This window comes from Streptomyces muensis (genome assembly GCF_021474425.1).
Lineage (GTDB): Bacteria > Actinomycetota > Actinomycetes > Streptomycetales > Streptomycetaceae > Streptomyces > Streptomyces muensis.
In genome coordinates, this window is sequence record NZ_JAKEIP010000025.1 from 25,929 (window position 1) to 45,227 (window position 19,299).

The window sequence follows — 19,299 nt, forward strand, 5'->3', positions numbered from 1 at the left end:
GGGCCGGGCACGCGTACGGAAACCGCGCAGCGTGAGAGTCATGGGCCGCGCAGGCCAGTTGGCGTGACGCGCGGGCCGTGAGCTGTGGATGACCATAGCCCACACATCCACAACAATGGAAGTCTTTGGAAGTCTTTGGAAATCATTGGGGCGGCGGACGGAGACGCGAGGTCTCCAGCCCGCGCCTACAGCCGCCACTCCTCGGCCAGCACGCCTACCAGTTCAGCCTGCCTGGCCTCCAGCAGCCCGGGGGTCCACTCAGCATGCTGTAGTACCTGGCTCGTCAGCGCGAACGGAACCACTCCCCCGCGCCCGGTGAAGTACTTGGCCTTTTTCTCGGCGAAGTCGTAGTTCTGGGCCGCCGAGTTCTTCGCCCGGTTCAGCAGGACGAGGTTGCCCAGGCGGTGCGTCCACTCGGTGCGCTGGCCCTCGTCAAACAGCACGGTCCACCGCGACCCGGAGCCCGGATTCTGCGGCAGAACATGCTCGACCGTGATGAGCGGATGGTCGTACGTCACTCCCTGCCCACGGGCCAGTAGCTCATCGAGGCGAAGCAGCACGTACTTGCGAATCTTGCCGACGAGGTAGAGATCGCCGCCGAGTCTGGCGCGGGTGTCCGCCTTCTCGCCGTCCGTCAGCTCAAGGGCCGGGGAATCGAGGCCCAGTCCCTCGTCGAGTTGCCGCAGCAGCTCGGCGTAGCGCCTGACGCGAGGCGTCGTGTACTCACGGCGGATGAACATGCTCGCCGACAGCCGCTCCAGCGCCCGCATGAACGCATCGAGCCAGGCCGGGTCGTGCTCGTGGTGGCGCAGCGCCCAGAGGGCGGCGGGCCGCCAGTCGTTGTTGTCGACCTGCTGGAGCCGGCGAAACCAGGCGTTGACCGCGTCCGCGCCCGACGCGGACTCGTAACGCGCATCCCGGATCCTGGCGTACGCGTCGGCGTACGGCCGCACGACATCGCGGACGAATACCTCGGCCTTGCCTGGGAGGTAGTGGCTGAGTACCTGCTCCGGGAACTCTTTGAGCAACTCCTGTTCGGCGCGCTTCTTGGCGAAGATCATCCTCAGGTGGAGGAAGAGCTCGGCGAAGTCGTCGCGCCCGAGCATCTCTTCGGCGTCTTCCCATACGGTGGCGCACTCGTCGGAGGCCTCCCGCCCGAGATCACCGATGATGCGCGACTTGAAGATGTCCGTCGGGGACAGGTCCAGTCCTCGGGAGTTCATGACGCTGAAGATCCGGTGGGCGCTGTCGAGGTCGGGGGTACTGACCACGACCAGGAATGTCCGCTCGGCGAGCATCTGCGCCAACTTCAGCCGGTTTTCCTCGGACGAGGCGGAGAGGCTGCCGTGCAGGACTGTCGCGTTTCGGAGAATGGCCTTCTGCGCGTCGGTGCGCAGGACGTCCTCCTTGAGCGCCAGCAGAGTGCCTATCGCGTCTTTCGTCTGCACGTACTTCTCGAAGAACTCCGCGTCGCGGTTCCGCAGGGTGAGGCGCGGCCTCGGGGCAAGTCCACGGATCTTGGCCCCCGGCTCCATCACCAGCCGATCGAGGTCGCCGCGCAGCTCCGGATCCTCGGTGAGGTCTCGCAGGACGGACAAGAGGATGGTCAGGGTCGTGAGGCGCTGCTGGCCGTCGATGACGTCCGCTTGTGGGGCCCCGCCGCGCTTGACGAGTACAACCGATCCGAGGAAGTACGGTTCGTCCGCCCCACGGTCCCGGGCTTCCTGCAGGTCCGTCAGCAGCTGGATCGCCTGTTCCGTCTCCCAGGCGTACGGACGCTGGTAATCAGGGATCTGGAACTCGTAGTCGCTGCTGAACACCTTGTGCAAGGGCATCTCATGCGCCTCAAGCTTTTGCATGCCCTGATGATGGCGGAAAGACCGAGTTCACGGCACTCGGACGGCTCAACTGCCCACGTTTCGCTATTCACGCAGTTTGAGGCCGCCCATGCCGCTGACGACAGGTCAGCTGCGCACCCCAAGGGCTATGCCCCATGGTGTGACCTTCGCTGCTTTCCCAACCGCATCCAGCAGGGTCGCTCACACCACGAGGCGAGGCAGGACCGCGTCGTCAGACCTTCGCGGGCTCCCGCTCCAGCCCTCCACTCACCAAGTCGCGCAGCTTCTCCCGCGTCTCCGGGTCCGTCGAGTACACGATCGTGCCGACCATGCCTCGGGTCAGCAGGACCTTGTAGGTGTTGCGGATCAGGCGATCCACGTCGGTGTCGGGAGTGGACGTTCTGAAGACCGGGTCCTTCGACGCCGTGCGGTCCGTGATCCAGCGGTCACCACGCCAGAGCAGATCGGGGCCGATGATCACGCCGGACCAGTCGTACTCGAAGCCCTGGGCGGTGTAGACGCAGCCGACCTGTCCGAAGCCCGCCGGGTCGGTGGCCCACAGGGCCGCCGGGGGCGCGCCGGAGACGGAGCGGTCACCGCGCAGGTTCCAGGGACGGGCCCAGTCGCCGACGACGACGTCGGGCGGGAGCGGTGCGCCGGGCTTGGGTTCCGGAGACCAGCGCCAGCAGTAGCCCGCGGACATACGGGCGCCGTAGCCCTGGGTCCGACGAGCTTCGAGGAAGGCTTCCATCTCCTGCGGGCTGTCGGCGACCAGCAATTGCATGCGGCCGTCGGGTTCCCAGGCGACCGGCCCGCCCGCCTCCAGGCCGAGGAGACGGACCACCCAGCGCAGATAGGCGTCACTGCCGCCGCAGCGGAACTGGCTGTCCAGCGGGACGACGCGGCAGGGGATGCCCCGCTTCGCCGCTGCCGCCTTGATCTCGGCCACTGTGCCCATCTCGCCAGGGCGGACGACCTGGTGCTCGTCGAGGAAGAAGACGGGCACGTAAGCGACGTCGATGAGTTCGTCGATCTGTGCCCTGCCGGTACGGTTCTCGGCACGCGTGTAGCGGTTGGCCGAGGTCTCCCGGATGCGGTGTGCCTCGTCGCAGATGAGGGCGCCCAGGCTGTTCTTCTCGGCGGTCATGAAGCTGTTGAAGTACTTGAACAGGTCCTGGACTTCCCGCTTGCGGGCTCCGGCGACCTTCCTCATCGTCTTCGTGAACGACTGTGAGCCCGTGGCGTGCAGTGCCGGAACCCCGCGCCGGTAGAGCTCGCCGAGCAGCTGGAGAGCGATGACGCTCTTCCCGGTCCCGGGACCGCCCGTGACGATGACGACTTCCTTGCGGTCGGCGTGCTTCGCCTTCTCCACCGCGTTGAGCACCATGCGGTACGCGACCTGCTGCTCGTCGAGGAGGACGAACTGGGTGCGCTCGCGCACCTCTTCAGCGGCCACGGACATGAGCTGCTTCGACGGCACCGTGGCGCCTGCGTGGAGTTCGTCCGCCGCCCTGGCGCCTTGGTGCTTGTCGCTCAGCCTCGTACGAAGGTGGTCGAGGAAGGCGCCGCGGCGTTCCGCGGTGAAGAGCAGTCCGTGGCTGTCACGCTCGATCTCCCGCAGCCCGGTCACGCCGAACTCGGTGGCGTTGTGCAGAAATGCCACTCCGGCCACCCGGTGTCGGTGTTCAGCCACTGCCCCGTTGAAATTGACGAGGTATTCGCAGTAGCGGCGGACCTGCTCGATGGGGTTGAGGACCGGATGGGCATAGGCGTCGACGTGGCACAGGGTGGGGTCGTCCTCGTGGGGCAGTGCCTGGCTCCACTGCTTCAGCTCCACCACGACGTACGACGGCTCTCCCGTGACCGGGTGCACTCCGGCGAGGACGACGTCGGCGCGCTTGCTGTTCAGCGGGAGCGCGTACTCCAGCATGACCTCCACGTCGCCCAGGCCGGCGTCGTTGAGTGCGGCGGCCAGGACGGGGATGCTGCGCTCCCAGGAACGCACCTCCGAGGCGCCGGGCCGATAGCCGTGCATGTGGACGAACCGGTCGGTGATGTGCAGGAACAGCGAACCGTCGAGTGCCATGACGGCGACCGTTTTCGCGGACGCGCGGAACAGCAAGGACTTCCCCCAGGCAGCACGAAGAGACTCGTGCGGGTGGGGGCATGTCCTTCAAGACTCCACCGGGGCGGAGCGGAAGCCCGTCGGACCGCGTTGACGATGTGTTTGAGGGTACCTGGCGGTACTGACAGTCGTACCAGTGGTCGAGCGTCCTACCTTCGCTCACTCGCGTCGTCAACGTTCCGTCGCATGGCGCTCGTCCCGTCCTGCCGGCTTAGCGGGCCCTCCGGGTGAGGGGAGGAGAGCCCACCGCGACGGATCAAGAACTCTCCGCGGGCATCAGGCCGCCCTCCGACTCGATCAAGTCCCCTGCGGCGATCAACACGTCGATGTCGCCACTCAGCGCATCCCGGATATCGGCTCCGAGCCGCGCCCACCCGAAGAAGCGAGCGGCCTCCCGCAGCAGGTCCTCGCGGTGCACGCCCGGTCCTTCGTCGACCACGTTTCTGAGCACGAGCTGCCGCTCCGCGGCGGGAACCTCCGCCACTCGTCGGGCGCACCGCTCCGTCGGCGTGCGGGCGAACTCCGTCTCGTGGCCGGGCCTGTCGTAGGCCGTACCGACATGGACGATCTTGCCCTGTTTGAGAAGGCGGCGAAGAGCTCGGTCGATGCGGTCGCGGACCACCTGGCCGGCTCGTCCGAGGCCCCACGCGAGACGGACCCGGGTGTAGATCACCTCCTTCTCGACGGGCCCTTCCACCTCGACCACACACAGCGCCACGTCCGCCACCACATCGAGGGCATCGGGGTCCTGCAAATCCACGCGCCACATGCCCCGCTGGCTGCTCGACCTGTCACGTACCTCTGCCAACAGGTCAAGGTCGACCTCCTGGTAGGGACGACTCCAGGGCGCAGGGCCGGCGTCGACCGTCACGAACTCCACTCTTGGGGCTGCCGGACCACCTGCCACTTCTACGGGCGCTCCACCCTCCGCGCTCATGGGGCCGTCCACGACCTCCGCCGTACTGTCACCGTTGCCAGGGTTGCCGCCGCTGCCGTCCACCCCCACGGGCGGCGCCACTCGCACCGCATGCGGATCCTCCGCACACGCCGCCTCCACCGCGGCCCGCAGCCGCGCCATCGCATCCCGCCGGTTCCGATACCAGTCAGTGCCCCAGATTCGGTGCAGCCTCCAACCCAGGTCGCGCAGGACCGCTTCCCTGAGCCGGTCTCGGTCCCGAGCCGCCCGCGAGGAGTGATACATGGCGCCGTCGCACTCGATGCCCAGCGCGTACGTGCCGGGCGCGCCCGGGTGCCGTACCGCCATGTCGATGCGGAAACCGGCGACCCCCACCTGCGGCTGGACCTCATATCCCCAGCCGCGCAGGACGTCGATGACCTCCTCTTCGAAGGGGCTCTCCGGAGCCGCGTCCGGATCGGCGGCCTCCGTCTGGAGGATCGCTGGACCGTGCTGGGCGTACTGCAGGTACCGCTTGAGGTGCTGCACGCTCTTGTTGGCGCTGTCCGGCAGGTCGCCTCCGTGGAAGGACGCGACGACCTCCATGCGGCGCCGGGCGCGGGTCACGGCCACGTTGAGGCGTCGCCAGCCGCCCTCCCTGTTGATGGGGCCGAATGTCGACAGCAGCTTGCCCCGGTGGTCGGGACCGTAGCCGATGGAGAGGATGATGACGTCGCGTTCGTCGCCCTGGACGGTTTCGAGGTTCTTGATGAAGAAACCGTCGAGCCGGCCCTCCGTGAAGTGGTGGTCGAGGTCCGGGCGGGCCGCCCTCGCCTTCTGCACCGCCACTTCGATTGCCTCCGCCTGCGCCTTCGACAGCGCGACCACTCCGAGGGTGTGCTCGGGACGGGTGTCGAAGTGATGGATGACGCGCTGGGCCACCTTGGCGGCCTCGAGGGGGTTGTCGCTGCTCCCGCCGCGGTCGTAGACGCCGTCCGCCTTGATGAACTCCACGCCGATGTCCGGTCCCTGTTCCAGCGCGCCCGGGAACGTGACCATGGAGTTGTCGTAGAACTCGTGGTTGCTGAAGGCGATCAGGTTCTCGTGCCGGCTGCGGTAGTGCCAGCGCAGGGGCAGCCCACGCAGGACTCCACTGGCCTTGCACATGTCGAGAATGGACTCGAAGCCGTCGGTGGCGTCCTCGTCCCATTCGTCGCCGTCATCGCTGTCGCCGGCTGCGGTGAAGAACGAGGTCGGCGGCAGCTGCTTCTGGTCACCCGCCACGATGAGGGCCTTGCCCCGGTAGACGGAGTTCACCGCGTCCTGGGGCAGCACCTGGGATGCCTCGTCGAAGATGACGACGTCGAACTCGAAGTCAGGTGGGAGGAACTGGCTGACCGTCAGCGGGCTCATCATGAAGCAGGGCTTGACCAGCCGTACGACGTCGCGTGTCTGCTTCAGCAGGTGCCGTACGGGCATGTGGCGACGCTGTTTCTCGGCCTCGCGGCGGATCACGGCGGCCTGGCCCACCGATGTCCGGCGGGGGCGGCGGGAGTTGCATGCGGCGATGACCTCGGCGTGCGCCGCCGCCACCAGGTCCTGATCCGCCCTCTGGAAGCGCTCCACCAACTGGTCGCGTTCCACGGCCCGCATCGGCTTCAGCCTCTGGTCGGTGGCGAGCTGGTGCTCGACCCACGCGGTGAGCACGGCCCGCTCCATCGCGGCGGGGAAGTCCTCGGCGGAGACCTCGCGGCGTGCGAGCTGGTCGGGCAGCCCGTCGAGGTGGTAGCGGCTCAGCAGGGTCAGTGCGTCGGCGCAGCTGGTCCATGCTTCCGGGCCGAAGGGGTCGCGGTCCAGGCGGGACAGGACGGACTGGGCCGCGGTGAGGGATTCTGCGAGTTCGCGTCGCAGCTCCTCAGCCCGCTCAGGCTCGAAGTATCCGGCGAGTGCCTCGCGCTGACGACTCCAGTCGCTGGCGCGGGCCGCGACGGACGGGTCGGCTGATGCGGCCAGCATCAGCTGGGCCGCCTCTCGCGGCAGGGGCGCTGAGTGGCCGCCATGTGCGGTACGGCGGACCTTCTGGGCCCAGTCCAGAGCGTCCAGAATGGCATCGCGGTCTGTCTCGGCGCCCTGGTAGAGGGAACCGAGAAGGCTTCGGTACGTGGCGTCGTTCTCCGCGAAAGCGGACTCGGCGGCGCGGGCGGAGACAACGGCGGCCACCGCTTCCCTGGCCCGCGACAGGGTGAGGCCCGTCTCCTCGTCCATGACGCGGGCGGTTGAACGGATGAGGTCGGCCGCGTCCTCGAAGGGCTCCACGTGTGCGCGGAGCCAGCTCGCCGCCCGTTCGAGGGGGCGGACGGCGAGTGCTGTGCCGACCGCCGCGAGGTGGGGCTGCCCGGTGTACTCCTGCCAGAGGTCCAGGTCACGTCGGATCTGGTCGGTCTGCGCGAGGAGTTCACGCGGTTCGGGTCGGCCGTCGGCCAGTACGTCGACGAGGCTGGTCCGGCGCGCTGGTTCCGTGAGCGTGTCGGGTGCGAGGCGGGCGATCAGCCCAGCGGAGTCCAAAGCGGCCTGCATGGCCTCGGTGTGGGGGTGCCCTTCGGGGACGTACCGGCCCAGCAATCGGCGCTGTTGCTCCGTGGTGTACGGGCCAGGCTGCTGTCGCGTCAGGTCAAGGCCGCGGCGCAGGAGCAGCCCCATGGGCTCGTAGCCCGTCACGCCGTTGGGCGCGGAGTCCTGCAGGTCGTCCGCCTGGGTGTCGAGGCCCCGGTACCAGGGGCCGAGGAGGCTGCGGTCGGTCACGGCTTGAGCGGCAAACGCGGCGCTCTCCTTCTGTGCCGCGTGCGCAGCCGTGACCGCCGTGCGCGCGGAGGCCAGCGTGTGCTCGGAACCGGGGCCACTGTCCCGGCGACCGACCGAGGCCACGGTGTCCAGCAGCGCGACGGCCTGCCGCAACGGGGCTAGGTGGGCGCGCAGCCAGCGGGCGGCAGCGTCGAGCGGCTGCTTGGTGAGGTCGGCCGCATGCGGTGCGAGCGACGGGCTGTCCAGATTCCTTCGCCACGTGGCGAGTTCGCTGCGCAGCGCCGTGCCCTGCTCGACGAGTGCAGCCTGAGGCTCTCGGCCGTCGGCCAGGTGAGTGGCGAGCAGGCTCCGACGGTGGGAGTCGGCGACGGTTTCCGGTGCGAGCACGTGGACCGCTTCGGCATGCGCGAGTGCCTTGCGCAGTGCCGTGACGTCGGGCAACGCCGTGCCCCGATAGCGGCCGATCAGCTCGGCGTGGGTCGTGGCCAACGACCGCAGCTTCCGGTGCGCGGTGCACCAGGCGTCGGCGAGTGGCAGCTTGTCGTACAGTTCGCCGCGCCACGAGCCGCCGTGTGTCAGCCGCGCCACGAGCTTCCGGTCGGCCCGGATGCCGCTGGACAGCATGCCGGCGAGTCCTTGGCGGCCCTCCATGAGCCGGTGGATCGCTTCGGGCAGTTCGGGCGAGGAGACGACTTCGGGCAGGAAGGTGCCCCGCGCCGCCTCCTCCGCGGCGGCCAGCTCTTCGGCGGCCCCGGAGATCTCCGCGACGGCTGCCTGGACACCGGGAAGTGCCCGGGGATCGAGCCATGCTTCGAGCGTGCGGTCCGAGGCTGTGGCCAACTCCACGAGCGTGGGCAGGTCCTCGGCCTCCGACGTCGCCTTCGGCCGGCCGCACCCGAGGCGCTCGGCCACCGAGTCCGCGTGCTCGGCGGCCATCTCAAGGGTGTCGGCGAGCGTGTCGAACCGCTCGGCCAGCTGCGCGGCCTCGCGGCCGGTCAACGACGCGATGTCGGCGCCGGGCGGTTCCAGTGCGGCGAGGGCCTGCTCGTTGGCCGGTCGCTCCGCGCTCACTTCCGGACGCAGTTCGGCCCACCCCGGGCCCGCGTGGTCCGTCGCGAGGGCGTGGGCGGAGAGTATTTGGTCCCGTCGTGTGAAGAAGTCGCTCAGGGCGTCGGCGGCGGCCCCGACCGCCGCCTCCTCCGCCCGTGCGGGGCCTTCAGGGACCAGCCACTGCTCAAGAGGGCGGTGTTCGGTGCCGCCCACGGCGATCACGTCGCACAGATGACGTGCTTCCTCGGGGCTGCCGGGATTCGTGAGCCCGGTGACGTGGCTGACGCGGGTAAGGCTCTGCAGGGTCCGCTCCAGCACACCAGCGGTCGCGTCGAACTCCCTGGCGAACTGTCGCGCTCGCTCCTCCGTGAGTCCGGCAAGGTCGAGGCCTCGCGGCGCCATCGCCGGAAGCGTCCTCTCGGCCTCTCCCGGCTCAGCCGTCAGCCTGGTGGACAGTTCCTGCCACCGCTCGCCCACCGTCGCGCGTACGGCGGTGCTCGTACGCTGCACCCTGCGCAGTTCCCCCAGGAAGGCGTCGACCCGGTCGTCCACCTCGTCGGCGAAGGCATCCGTGGTCAGCCAGGCTTCCGGCGCAGGACTCCGCACCTCGAGCAACCGCAGGAGCGCGATCAGACGGTCGATTCCGCTCTGGTCTGTGACGGGCACTCCCGCCGGCGCGAGATCCCGGTACCGGTCGACCGCCGTCGCGAGCGCGTCCCGTGCCGCCTGCGCCTGCTCCAGCACAGGACGTGGATGCGGCAGGCCGGCCCGCAGGTCACGCCAGGGGAACGACGGATCGGCGACCGCCTCCCAAGCGTCGGAGATGGCTTCCGTCGCCTCAACGATCAGGCGCAGGTCCTCGTCACTGAGCGTCTCAGCGCGAAACGTCGCCCCTGCCCCCGTGGGCATGTCGTCACCGTGGCTCAGATAGGCCACCGGCGCCTCGGACAGTTGGCCGACCCGACCGAGCACGTCGTGCAGAGTCCGTCCCAACGGGTCGCGGACCTCGTTCATCGCTTCGGCGTAGGCGCTGAGCGCGAGGCGCAGTTCCCTGGCCTGGGCCAGGGTCTGCCGTGACAGCTGCGGTGCGCGCGGTTCCTCCGCGAGAGCCCGGCCCAGCTCCTGGGCCACCGCTTTGCGGCTGGTGTTGTGGCTGTGGAGGGCCAGGGCGTACGAGTCGAGTCCGACCGACTTCAGCCGGTCGAGGACAACATCGAGGGCCGCCGCCTTCTCACTGACGAACAGCACACTGCGGCCCGCGTGCATCAGACCGGCGATCATGTTCGTGATCGTCTGGCTCTTGCCCGTGCCGGGCGGTCCGTCCAGGACGAACGACTGTCCGGCCACGGCCGCGGCGACGGCCTGCCGTTGCGAGGCGTCGGCGTCAAGCACCAGCGGACTGTCTTCGGGCGGGCTCAGTTCGTCGATCCGGTCGAGCTCGACCTCCTCGAAGTCGAAACGGTCGGATGCGAGTCCGGAATTCGGACCGAGCGCCATCGCCTGCACGAGGTCACTGCCGAGGACACGGTCCTCGTTGTCCAGCAGGTCCTGGTACATCGACTCCTTGTGGGAGGCGAAGAGTGCGAGCACCACACGGTCGGAGAGCTGCCACCCCGACTTGCCCGCCACCGCGCGAGCCGCCGCGGAGAGCACCGCCTGCAGGTCCGAAGGGTCCTGTTCGACAACCGGCGCCCAGTCGATATGGAATTGCTCCAGCTTCACCTTCAGGGCCGGGTTGAGGCGCGGCTCCTCGTCGTCGCTCGCCCTGAGGCGGATCCGGCCGTTGCGAGCTCGCTCGATGACCACCGGCATCAGGACCAGGGGGGCGTCGCTGCCCGCCTCAGCGCCGTCCTCGCGCCAGCGGAGCATGCCGACGCCGAGGTTGAGGGTCCACAGGCCATAGTCGTTGAAGACCTGCGTCGCTTTGGCGCGCAGGCTGTTCAACGCGCGCAGGAGGGAAGGCGCCGTGGTCTTCTGGGTGAAGATTCCGTCGGTGCGGTCACCCTTCTTCGTGAGGACCACATCACCGGTTCTCACGCCGTCTCCGGCCTCCGGTTCCTCGTCCGGGAGCGACGCGAAGTCCCAGCCGCGGGCGAGGCCTGCGACGAGCTCCTGTGCGGACGGGGTCGAGATCTCCAGTGTCGCCGACTTGGTGTGGCGGAAATTGAGCAGCCGATTACGGCCGCTCAGGTCCACCAGAGAGGTACGCCAGCTCTCAAGCATCGCCTTGAGCCGGTCGAGTTCCTGGCTGCCCCCGAAGTCACCCGAGTTCGTCACGCTGGTCCCTGATGTTGTCGCTTCTGGGCCAACGGAGCACCGGCGTCGACGGCAGTCCCCTCTGCCGCCAACGCAAAACGCGGCCACAGACGTCCGTACTGTCCTGGTGGCCGCACAAGTCCCGCTGATCCCCCCTGGAGGCGAATTCTACGGTCAGCGCACCAATGCGTGAAGCGTTAACTACGGAACGGTTCCTCGGCGGTCACGAAGCCTCGGTGGGCCGAGCTCGCAGCGCCTAAGGAGCAGCGAAGGGAACCCGGTCCCACGAGCATCATCGACACCGCGGTCGCGTTCGCCCTGGCCTCCGTCGCAGATCGGAGACCCTTCCAAGACAATGTCTCAGGGCGGCAGACGAGTCGGGCTATACGCCGGGTTCTGTTCCCCGCCCCCCTCGCGGGAGCCGGGGCGACGGCCATCCATCTACGACCGGCGTTACCACCGGCCTCCTGCGGTCTACCCGCGGACTCGGGCGGGCAGCCCTCGAACGTCCGCGCAGAGCGCGTTTTACGGCGCTCCTCTTGACCTTGCTCCGGGTGGGGTTTACCTAGCTGCTCAGGTCACCCTGAGCACTGGTGGTCTCTTACACCACCGTTTCACCCTTACCCAGCGCCTGAGCGCCGGGCGGTTTGCTTTCTGTGGCACTGTCCCGCGGGTCACCCCGGGTGGCCGTTAGCCACCACCCTGCCCTGTGGAGCCCGGACGTTCCTCGGGAAGCCCCTCAAGGGGACTCCACGCGGCCGTCCGCCCGGCTCGTCTGCCGTGTCGACCATGGTACCCGGCGGGTGGGGCGGGCCGGGCCCGCGGCCGTGGCCTTGGCCGTGGCGAGGACCGAGCCGGCCAGGATCAGGGCGAAGGACGCGGCGATCGTCGGTGTCAGGCGCTCGTCCAGGAAGAGCGCGCCCGCCGCCACCGCCACCGCCGGGTTGACGTACGTGATCACCGTGGCCCGTGTCGGGCCCGCCTCCTTGATCAGTTCCAGGAAGGCGACGAAGGCTATCGCCGTGCAGATCACGCCCAGCGCGGCCAACGCCGTCAGGGCCTCGGCCGAGGGGACCGTGGTCGGCCAGGTCAGCGCCGCCGCGGGGGCGTAGACCAGCGCGGCCAGTGCCAGGCAGGAGGCCGTGAGCTGGAGGGACGGGACGTCCTTCAGCCAGCGCGCCGCGATCAGCGGGGCCGTGGCGTAGCCCAGCACCGTGACCAGGACCTCGGCGAGGGAGAGGGCGTCGCCGCCGGTGAGGTGCGGGAGGGTCAGTACCGTCACGCCCGCCAGGCCGAGTGCCAGCCCGGTCGTACGCCGTACGCCCAGGCGTTCCGTGTCGCCGAACGAGCGGGCTACGACGACTCCGACGATCGGGACGCCGGCGATCAGCAGTCCCGCCGTGGAGCTGGAGAGGTGGCGTTCGGCGTCCGTGAGCGTGAACCACGGGCCGATGATCTCTATGCACGCGAAGGCCAGCAGGGGGCGCCAGTGGGTCCGGACCGTCCGGGTCAGGCCGCCCTGGCGCAGTGCGAAGGGGAGCAGGAGCACCGCGCCCAGCGCGCAGCGCGTGAACACCACCATCGACGGGGAGACCTCCTCCACCGCCACCTTGATCATCAGATACGGGACGCCCCAGATCACTCCCATGAGGGAGAACAGAAACCAGCCTCGTGCAGTCATGAGGTGAGTCTCGGGGGTGGCCTCACCGTCGGTCTTGAACGCTGTTGCGGTACGCCGCCGGGGTCACCCCGACGACCCGGCGGAACCATCGGGTGAGGTGCGCCTGGTCCGCGAAGCCGACCAGGACGGCGACCTCGGCGGGGCGCAGGCCGGCCTCCAGCAGGCCGCGGGCCCTGGTCACGCGGTGCTGGGCGAGCCAGGCGTACGGCGGCACTCCCATCGTCGTACGGAAGGCGCGCAGGAGCTGGTAGCGGGACATGCCCAGGTCGGTGGCGAGGTCGGCCAGGGAGGGCGGGGCGAGCAGTTCGTCGGCGAGGCGGTCGCGTACCAGGAGGGCCACCCGGTCCGCGCCGGGCATCCTGTCGTCGGCCGGGCGGGCCGTGGAGTGGCGGCGGGCGAGTGCGCTGAGCAGCCAGGGGAGGCGGGACTCGGCCTCCAGCGGGTCGGGGCAGGCGCTCAGTTCGGTGTGGGCGCGGCGCAGGGCGGCAGCCAGTTCGGGGTCGTTCAGGACGGGTTCGCGGAAGTGCGGGAGGCCGCCTGTGGTGCCGTCGGACAGCAGGGCGGAAGCCGCGTACAGGGCCTGGTAGGCGTAACCCTCGGGGGCCGCGGGGCCGCCCGTGTGCATCTCTCCGGGTTCCAGTACGACGATGGAGCCGGGGCCCGAGCGGATGTGCCCGCCCCGGTAGGCGATGACCTCCAGCCCGCCCACTGTCACGCCGACGGTGAACTCCTCGTGCGCGTGCGGGGCGTAGACGTGCCGGGCGAAGCGGGCGGTGAGCAGATCGAGCACGGGTCCGCCCCGGCCGAGCCTCGCCCTGGTCCACAGTGCCTGTTCGCTCACTTCACGCCCCCTCTTCCGCAGGGGCTCAACACCGGGGGCCCCGTTTTCATGCCACGGAGCCGCCGGGCGTGGTGCGTCCGCTTGACCCTGCCGCAACGTCAACGTTTGTACTGATCCCATGCGGATCGGAGAACTCGCCGCCGCCGTCGGCGTCACCACGCGCACGGTGCGGCACTACCACCATCAGGGGCTGCTGCCCGAGCCGGAGCGGCGGCCGAACGGTTACCGGGAGTACACGCTGCGGCATGCCGTCGTGCTGGCGCGGATCCGGCGGCTCACGGAGCTGGGGCTGGGGCTCGCGGAGGTGCGGGACGTGCTCGCCGAGGATGCCGGGAAGGATCTCGTCGAGGTGCTGACCGAGCTCGACGAGGATCTGGCGCGGCAGGAGGACGCCATCCGGGACCGTCGGGCGCGGCTTCGGGCGTTGCTGGAGACGGAGGGCGGGCTGCCGGCCGAGGGGCCGGTGTCGCCCCGGTTGGCCGCCCTGTTCCAGGACATGGCGCACGTGTCCGACTCCCCCATGGCCGCCAAGGACCGCGAGATGCTCGCGCTCATCGAGACCACCGCCGATCCCGAGGGGCGCGAGCAGCTCATGGAGGCGCTGGGGAGCGCGCTCGCCCGGCCGGGCGGCCAGGAGCGGGCCCTCGCCGCGTACGCCCTGCTCGACGAGCTCGTCGACGCCGATCCGGCCGACCCGCGCGTGGAGGAGGCGGCCCGCGCGCTCGCCGGCTGCCTTCCGCGCGATCTGCTCCCCGAGCCGCTGGACGTCGACCCCGACAACAGCTTCCTGCGCGCCTTCTACGCCGATTTCGCCCCGGCACAGGCGGAGGCCATCCGCCGTACCTTGCAGCTGCTCATGGAAGGGGACGGACCGTGATGAGGAGCATGCTCGTCCTCCTGCGGCACGAACTGCGGCTCCTCGCCAGTCTCGGGCTGTGGGTGGCACGGCGCCGGCACGGGGTCGGTGCCGGCACCGGCTTCGGGTACGCGCGTGGGCAGGGCACGATGATGCTGGGATTCGGGTTCGTGATCGTGATCGAGTCGATCACCATGTCCGTACTGCTGCGGAACTACCCGGCCGTGCAACGGGCGTGGTTCACGGTGGACCTGTACACCCTCGTGATCATCATCGGGATGCACGCCGCCTCCGTCGTACGGCCGCATGTCCTCGACGCCGGCTCGCTGCGCGTCCGGCGTGCCGCGCACGTCGATCTGCGCATACCGCTGGAGAAGATCGCGCGGGTGCGCCGCGAGTCGCGCCACACCCATGAACGGGCCGAGGGCGAACTCAACCTCGCCATCGCCGCGCAGACCACCGTGACGCTCGAACTCACCGAGCCCGTCGCCCACTTCACCTTCCTCGGCCGCCGTCGGGACGTCCGTCTCGTGCGCCTGCACGCCGACGACGCCGACAGTTTCGTCAAGGCGGTCACGCAGGCGCGAAACGCACGCTCGCCGCTCCCGGACGTGTCTGCCACGAGGCCTGCGTGAGGCGGACCCGGAGCCGTTCCCCGAGCGGCAGGCGGTCCCCGTCCGGGTTCTCGATCCGGCCGATGACCGCCGGGGACTCCAACTGCACCACCCCTACGGCAGGCCGCCGCTCCTCCACGTCCACCACCCAGCCGTCGAACAGCTCCCCCACCCGGTCCTTCAGCAGCGCCGCCTCCACCAGGTCCACGCACGCCCGCTCCACCGTGCCCGCGCGACGCGACCCCTCGGTCATCCGGGCGGGCAGCGCGTCCAGGGCGGCCAGTACCCAGTCGGGGACCGGCCGGCCCGCCGCCACCGCGAGGCAGATCTCGGCGGTGTACCGGTCGGCGAGGCGGCGCAGAGGGGCCGTGCAGTGGGCGTAGGGGGCGGCCACGGCGGAGTGGGTGGTGATGGCCGGCAGGGCGCCGTCCCGGAAGACCGTGTAGCCGGCTCCGCGCAACAGCGTCGTGCACTCCTGGAGGAAGGCCGCGTGGTGCGGGCGGTGCGGGTCCAGGGAGCGGACCAGCGAGGCGTACGAGACGTGGTGCGGCCAGTCGATGCGCAGGGCCTGTGCGGTACGGCGCAGGCGGCCGACCGCGCCGTCGGGGGCGGCGGGGAGGGTGCGCAGGATGCCGGTGCCGGCCGACAGCATCAGGTCGGCGGCGGCGATTCCGGTCAGCAGGGAGATCTGGGCGTTCCAGCCGTCGGCGGGCCGCGGGGCGCGATAGGCGAGTTCATAGGTGTGGTCGCGCTCGACGACCTCCTGTTCGGGCACGTGCAGCGAGATGCCGCCCCGCTCCACCTCCAGCCGCTCCCGTGCCTCCCCGATCTCCTTGAGCAGGGCGAGTGGTTCCTCGGCCGTCCTCTCGTCGATCCGGCGCTGCACGGCGGCGTAGTCGAGCTTGGCCCGGCTGCGGACCAGGGCGCGGCGGACGTCGACGGCGAGCGTACGGCCGTCCGCGTCGAGGTCGATCGTCCAGAGCGCGGCGGGCCGGTCCTGGCCGGGCAGCAGGCTCGCCGCGCCCTCACTGAGCGACTCAGGGTGCAGCGGGATCCGCAGGTCGGGGAAGTACAGGGTGGTCACGCGCCGGTGGGCCTCCCGGTCCAGCGCGCCCGACGGTACGACGAAGGCGGCGACGTCGGCGATGGCGTACCGGACGCGATAGCCGGTGCCCTGCCGGGACAGGTGCATCGCCTGGTCGAGGTCGGTGGAATCAGGAGGTGGTCGCGAAGCGACTCGTTGGAAGGGTGGTGGTGGGCGACGGGTGGGAGGGTCGATCGTGAAGAAGGGGATGTCGGTGGCGTCGTGGGGCGGGAGGACCGGGGCCTTCGCCGTCCGCTCGACCTCCGCCAGTACCTCGGGCGGGAAGCCGCCCGGGACGCCGAGTTCGGTACGCAGCGCGGTGAGGGCGGCGCGGAGGGGGGGCCTCGGGCGCGCCGGTCACTCGGATGTGGCGGCGGGGCATGTGTCGAGCGTAGGGCGAGGGCGGCCGGGTGGCACGCCGTACCCTGTGGCGGGGTTCGATCGAAGGAGTACGTGTGCTTGTCCTGCTGCCGCCTTCCGAGGGGAAGGCCTCGTCCGGCCGGGGTGCCTCGCTGAAGCTGGAGTCGCTGTCCCTGCCGGGACTGACCGAGGCACGCCAGGCCGTGCTCGGTGAGCTGGTCGAGCTGTGCGGCGGCGACGAGGACAAGGCGCGGGACGTCCTCGGGCTGAGCGAGGGGCTGCGCGGGGAGGTCGCGAAGAACGTCGAGCTGCGCACGGCGGGCGCGCGGCCGGCCGGGGAGATCTATACGGGGGTGTTGTACGACGCCCTGGACCTGTCCTCGCTGGACGCCGCGGCGAAGAAGCGGGCGACTCGGTCGCTGCTGGTCTTCTCGGGACTCTGGGGGGCCGTGCGCGTCAACGACCGCATCCCCTCCTACCGTTGCTCGATGGGCGTGAAGCTGCCCGGCCTCGGGGCGCTCGGCGCGCACTGGCGGGCACCGATGGCGGACGTACTGCCGGAGGCGGCCGGGGACGGGCTGGTGCTGGATCTGCGGTCGTCGGCGTACGCGGCGGCGTGGAAGCCGAAGGGCGAGGTGGCCGGGCGGACGGCCACGGTACGGGTCCTGCACGCGCCGACCCGGAAGGTCGTCAGCCACTTCAACAAGGCCACCAAGGGGCGGATCGTACGGAGTCTGCTGACGGCCGGGGCGGCGCCGAAGCGTCCGGCCGAGCTGGTGGAGGCGCTGCGGGACCTCGGGTACGAGGTCGAGGTGGCGGCGCCCGGGAAGCCCGGGAAGGCGTGGTCGCTGGATGTGCTGGTGTCGGAGATCCACTAGACCGCCGGTCAGCGCTTCTCGCGTCGGCCGCGGATGCTCAGGGCGGTGACGGAGACGAGGAACCAGAAGGCGCCGAAGGCCGAGTACCCGGCGACGGTGGACAGGCCGCTCGTCGCCGAGGCGGAGGTGGCGGCGATGCCGGCACCGGCGAGGACGGACTGTCCGCCGCTGATGACCATGGGCCACTGGGCGCCGACGGTGCGTCGGCGCCGGATCGCCACGACGAGCTGGATCGCTCCGGAAAGGAGGGCCCAGATGCCGAACACGAGCAGGGTCGTCCCGATGGTGGAGAAGACGGCGATGATCATGCCGGCGGCGGTGGCGAGGCCGAGGGCCACGTTGGTGGTACCGACGCGGTCCGCGGAGCCGGTGCCGGCCATACGACGCTCGAGGAGCGTGGCGACGGCGTCCCACAGGGGGTAGCTGACGAGCAGCACGGCCGCGGTCGCCGTGGGCCGGTCCGTCGACACGAGTGAGGCGGAGGTCGTGACGACGAGTGCCACCCAGATCAGGGAGAAGGCGACTCGGATCAGGTGCAGCGATCGGAGCCCGGAGGACATCGTCGGGGTCGGGGTCGTGCTCGTGATCGTGCTCGTGGTCGTGCTCGAAGTCACGGTGGTCTGAGCCACGTTGTTCTGAGTCATCGGGTGTCCCGTTCGTGATCGTGACGGTGTGAGACGGTCGCCTCGATGAGGAGTCTCAGGGGCCTCGGGAGGGGCCGCGTACTTCGAGCGAAGTAGTTCTGCCCTGCACTTCGGACCGGGCTCGCCGTCTACATCATTCGAAGTACACGGCCGCCGCACACGTGGACGAGAATCAGGCCATGGGCAAGGCGCAGAACAATCTCGACGGTCCCGTGGCGCCCCTGTGGGTCCGCCGCCCCGAGGCACTGCACCTCGTCGCCTATGCGGTGGCCGCGCTGGTGTTCACCGGTCAGATCGTGGCGGTGATCCTGCGCGGGTCGGACTGGCCGACGGCCCTCTCCGTGCTCCTCGCCGGTGGCGGTGTCGCGCTCTCGTGGTGGCGGCCGTGGGCCGGACTGGTCGTGGCGAGCGCGGCGTCCTTCGCCGTCACGGCGGTGGGCCACGACCCGCTGTCGGTGTGGATGATGGCGGTGCTCGTACTGTTCGCGGTCACCCTCAGGGGTAAGCACCCGCTGGTCGGAACCGGCATCGTGGCGGCGTTCTTCCTGGGGGCGTTCATGACGCTCGGAGGATTCCGTGGCGGCGCGATCGTGGGAGCAGCCGCACTCTTCTCAGCCATCGCAGGAGGTGCGACAGGGGCCGCGCTGCGCATCCATCGGGACCACTGGCTGACCCTGGAGGAACGGGTCGAGAGCGCCATCGCCACCCGTGAGATCGAGGCCACCCGGCGAGTGGCCGAGGAACGACTGCGCATCGCCCGGGACCTCCACGACGTCGTCGGTCACCAGGTCGCGATGCTGAGCATGCATCTCGGGGCCGCGGAGATCGGGCTGCCCGAGGACGCCGAGTCCTCCCGGCAGGCCCTCGTCTCGGCCAGGTCCAGCGCCCGCACCGTCGTCGTCGAGACGCAGCGGATCCTCGCGCTGCTGCGCCTCGGAGACGACATCTCCGACGGCGAGGCGCTCCGGCCGACCCCGGCGCTCAGCGGCCTGGAAGGCCTTGTCGCCTCCTTCGAGAGCATCGGCCTCGACGTCCGGCCCTCCATCGACATCCCCGCCGGTTTCGTGGAGCCCAGCGTCGGAGTGACGGTCTACCGGGTCGTTCAGGAAGCGCTGACGAATGCCTACCGGCATGGGGAGGGGGCGGCAACGGTGGAGGTGCGCGAGCGCGACGGCAGGATCTGCGTCACCGTGGAGAACCGCGTCGGTCACTCACCGCGGGGCTCCGGCTCGGGCGGCGGACTCGGGCTCGTGGGGATGCGCGAACGCGTCGAGTCCTCCAACGGGCGGCTCACCGTCGACGGTGACGACGGGCGATTCCGGGTCCATGCGGAGTTCAGCCCCCTGGGAGCCGCCGTATGACGACAGGGATGACG

At 70.1% G+C, this 19,299-nt stretch carries 9 protein-coding genes, 1 other RNA gene and 2 pseudogenes; 4 read left to right on the forward strand and 8 right to left on the reverse strand.

The window, feature by feature from the left end:
- Positions 1–185: 185 nt before the first annotated feature.
- The 6 genes and pseudogenes from L0P92_RS09855 to L0P92_RS09880 all read right to left on the reverse strand — a co-directional run bounded on the left by L0P92_RS09855 (position 186) and on the right by L0P92_RS09880 (position 13,488).
- Entirely contained in the window at positions 186–1,859 is a 1,674-nt protein-coding gene (locus L0P92_RS09855; RefSeq protein WP_234762152.1) for a DUF262 domain-containing protein, read from the reverse strand.
- A 211-nt stretch (positions 1,860–2,070) separates the two neighbouring features.
- A complete protein-coding gene (locus tag L0P92_RS09860) occupies positions 2,071–3,960 on the reverse strand; it encodes a DUF2075 domain-containing protein (protein ID WP_234762153.1) in 1,890 nt (629 codons plus the stop codon).
- Positions 3,961–4,219: 259 nt separating this feature from the next.
- Positions 4,220–10,987: a DUF3320 domain-containing protein gene (locus L0P92_RS09865; RefSeq protein WP_234762154.1), complete on the reverse strand. Its 6,768-nt coding sequence runs from the start codon at positions 10,985–10,987 to the stop codon at positions 4,220–4,222.
- Between the two features lie 348 nt (positions 10,988–11,335).
- Positions 11,336–11,740: RNase P RNA component class A (gene rnpB, locus L0P92_RS09870), an RNA gene on the reverse strand.
- 127 nt (positions 11,741–11,867) lie between these two features.
- Positions 11,868–12,647 (reverse strand): annotated as a pseudogene (locus L0P92_RS45660) (DMT family transporter); the annotation flags it as partial.
- A gap of 22 nt (positions 12,648–12,669) precedes the next feature.
- A complete protein-coding gene (locus tag L0P92_RS09880) occupies positions 12,670–13,488 on the reverse strand; it encodes an AraC family transcriptional regulator (protein WP_234762156.1) in 819 nt (272 codons plus the stop codon).
- Positions 13,489–13,606: 118 nt separating this feature from the next.
- Here L0P92_RS09880 and L0P92_RS09885 point away from each other — a divergent pair, with 118 nt between their 5' ends.
- Complete coding sequence (locus L0P92_RS09885; protein ID WP_234762157.1) at positions 13,607–14,365, forward strand: MerR family transcriptional regulator; 759 nt, start codon at positions 13,607–13,609, stop codon at positions 14,363–14,365.
- Positions 14,365–14,979 (forward strand): hypothetical protein, encoded by a 615-nt coding sequence (locus L0P92_RS09890; protein WP_234762158.1) that lies wholly within the window; start codon positions 14,365–14,367, stop codon positions 14,977–14,979. Before L0P92_RS09885 ends, L0P92_RS09890 begins: the two co-directional genes overlap by 1 nt.
- On the opposite strand, the pseudogene L0P92_RS09895 reads toward L0P92_RS09890, so the two are convergent.
- Positions 14,918–16,424: pseudogene (locus L0P92_RS09895) on the reverse strand (RNB domain-containing ribonuclease). The gene L0P92_RS09890 and the pseudogene L0P92_RS09895 sit on opposite strands and share 62 nt — an antisense overlap.
- Before the next feature lie 73 nt (positions 16,425–16,497).
- On the opposite strand from L0P92_RS09895, the gene yaaA reads away from it, so the two are divergent.
- A complete protein-coding gene (gene yaaA / locus L0P92_RS09900) occupies positions 16,498–17,280 on the forward strand; it encodes a peroxide stress protein YaaA (protein ID WP_234762159.1) in 783 nt (260 codons plus the stop codon).
- An 8-nt stretch (positions 17,281–17,288) separates the two neighbouring features.
- On the opposite strand, the gene L0P92_RS09905 is transcribed toward yaaA, so the two are convergent.
- Entirely contained in the window at positions 17,289–17,894 is a 606-nt protein-coding gene (locus tag L0P92_RS09905; protein WP_234762160.1) for a DUF308 domain-containing protein, read from the reverse strand.
- Between the two features lie 209 nt (positions 17,895–18,103).
- On the opposite strand from L0P92_RS09905, the gene L0P92_RS09910 reads away from it, so the two are divergent.
- A complete protein-coding gene (locus L0P92_RS09910; protein ID WP_234762161.1) occupies positions 18,104–19,285 on the forward strand; it encodes a sensor histidine kinase in 1,182 nt (393 codons plus the stop codon).
- Positions 19,286–19,299 lie beyond the last annotated feature (14 nt).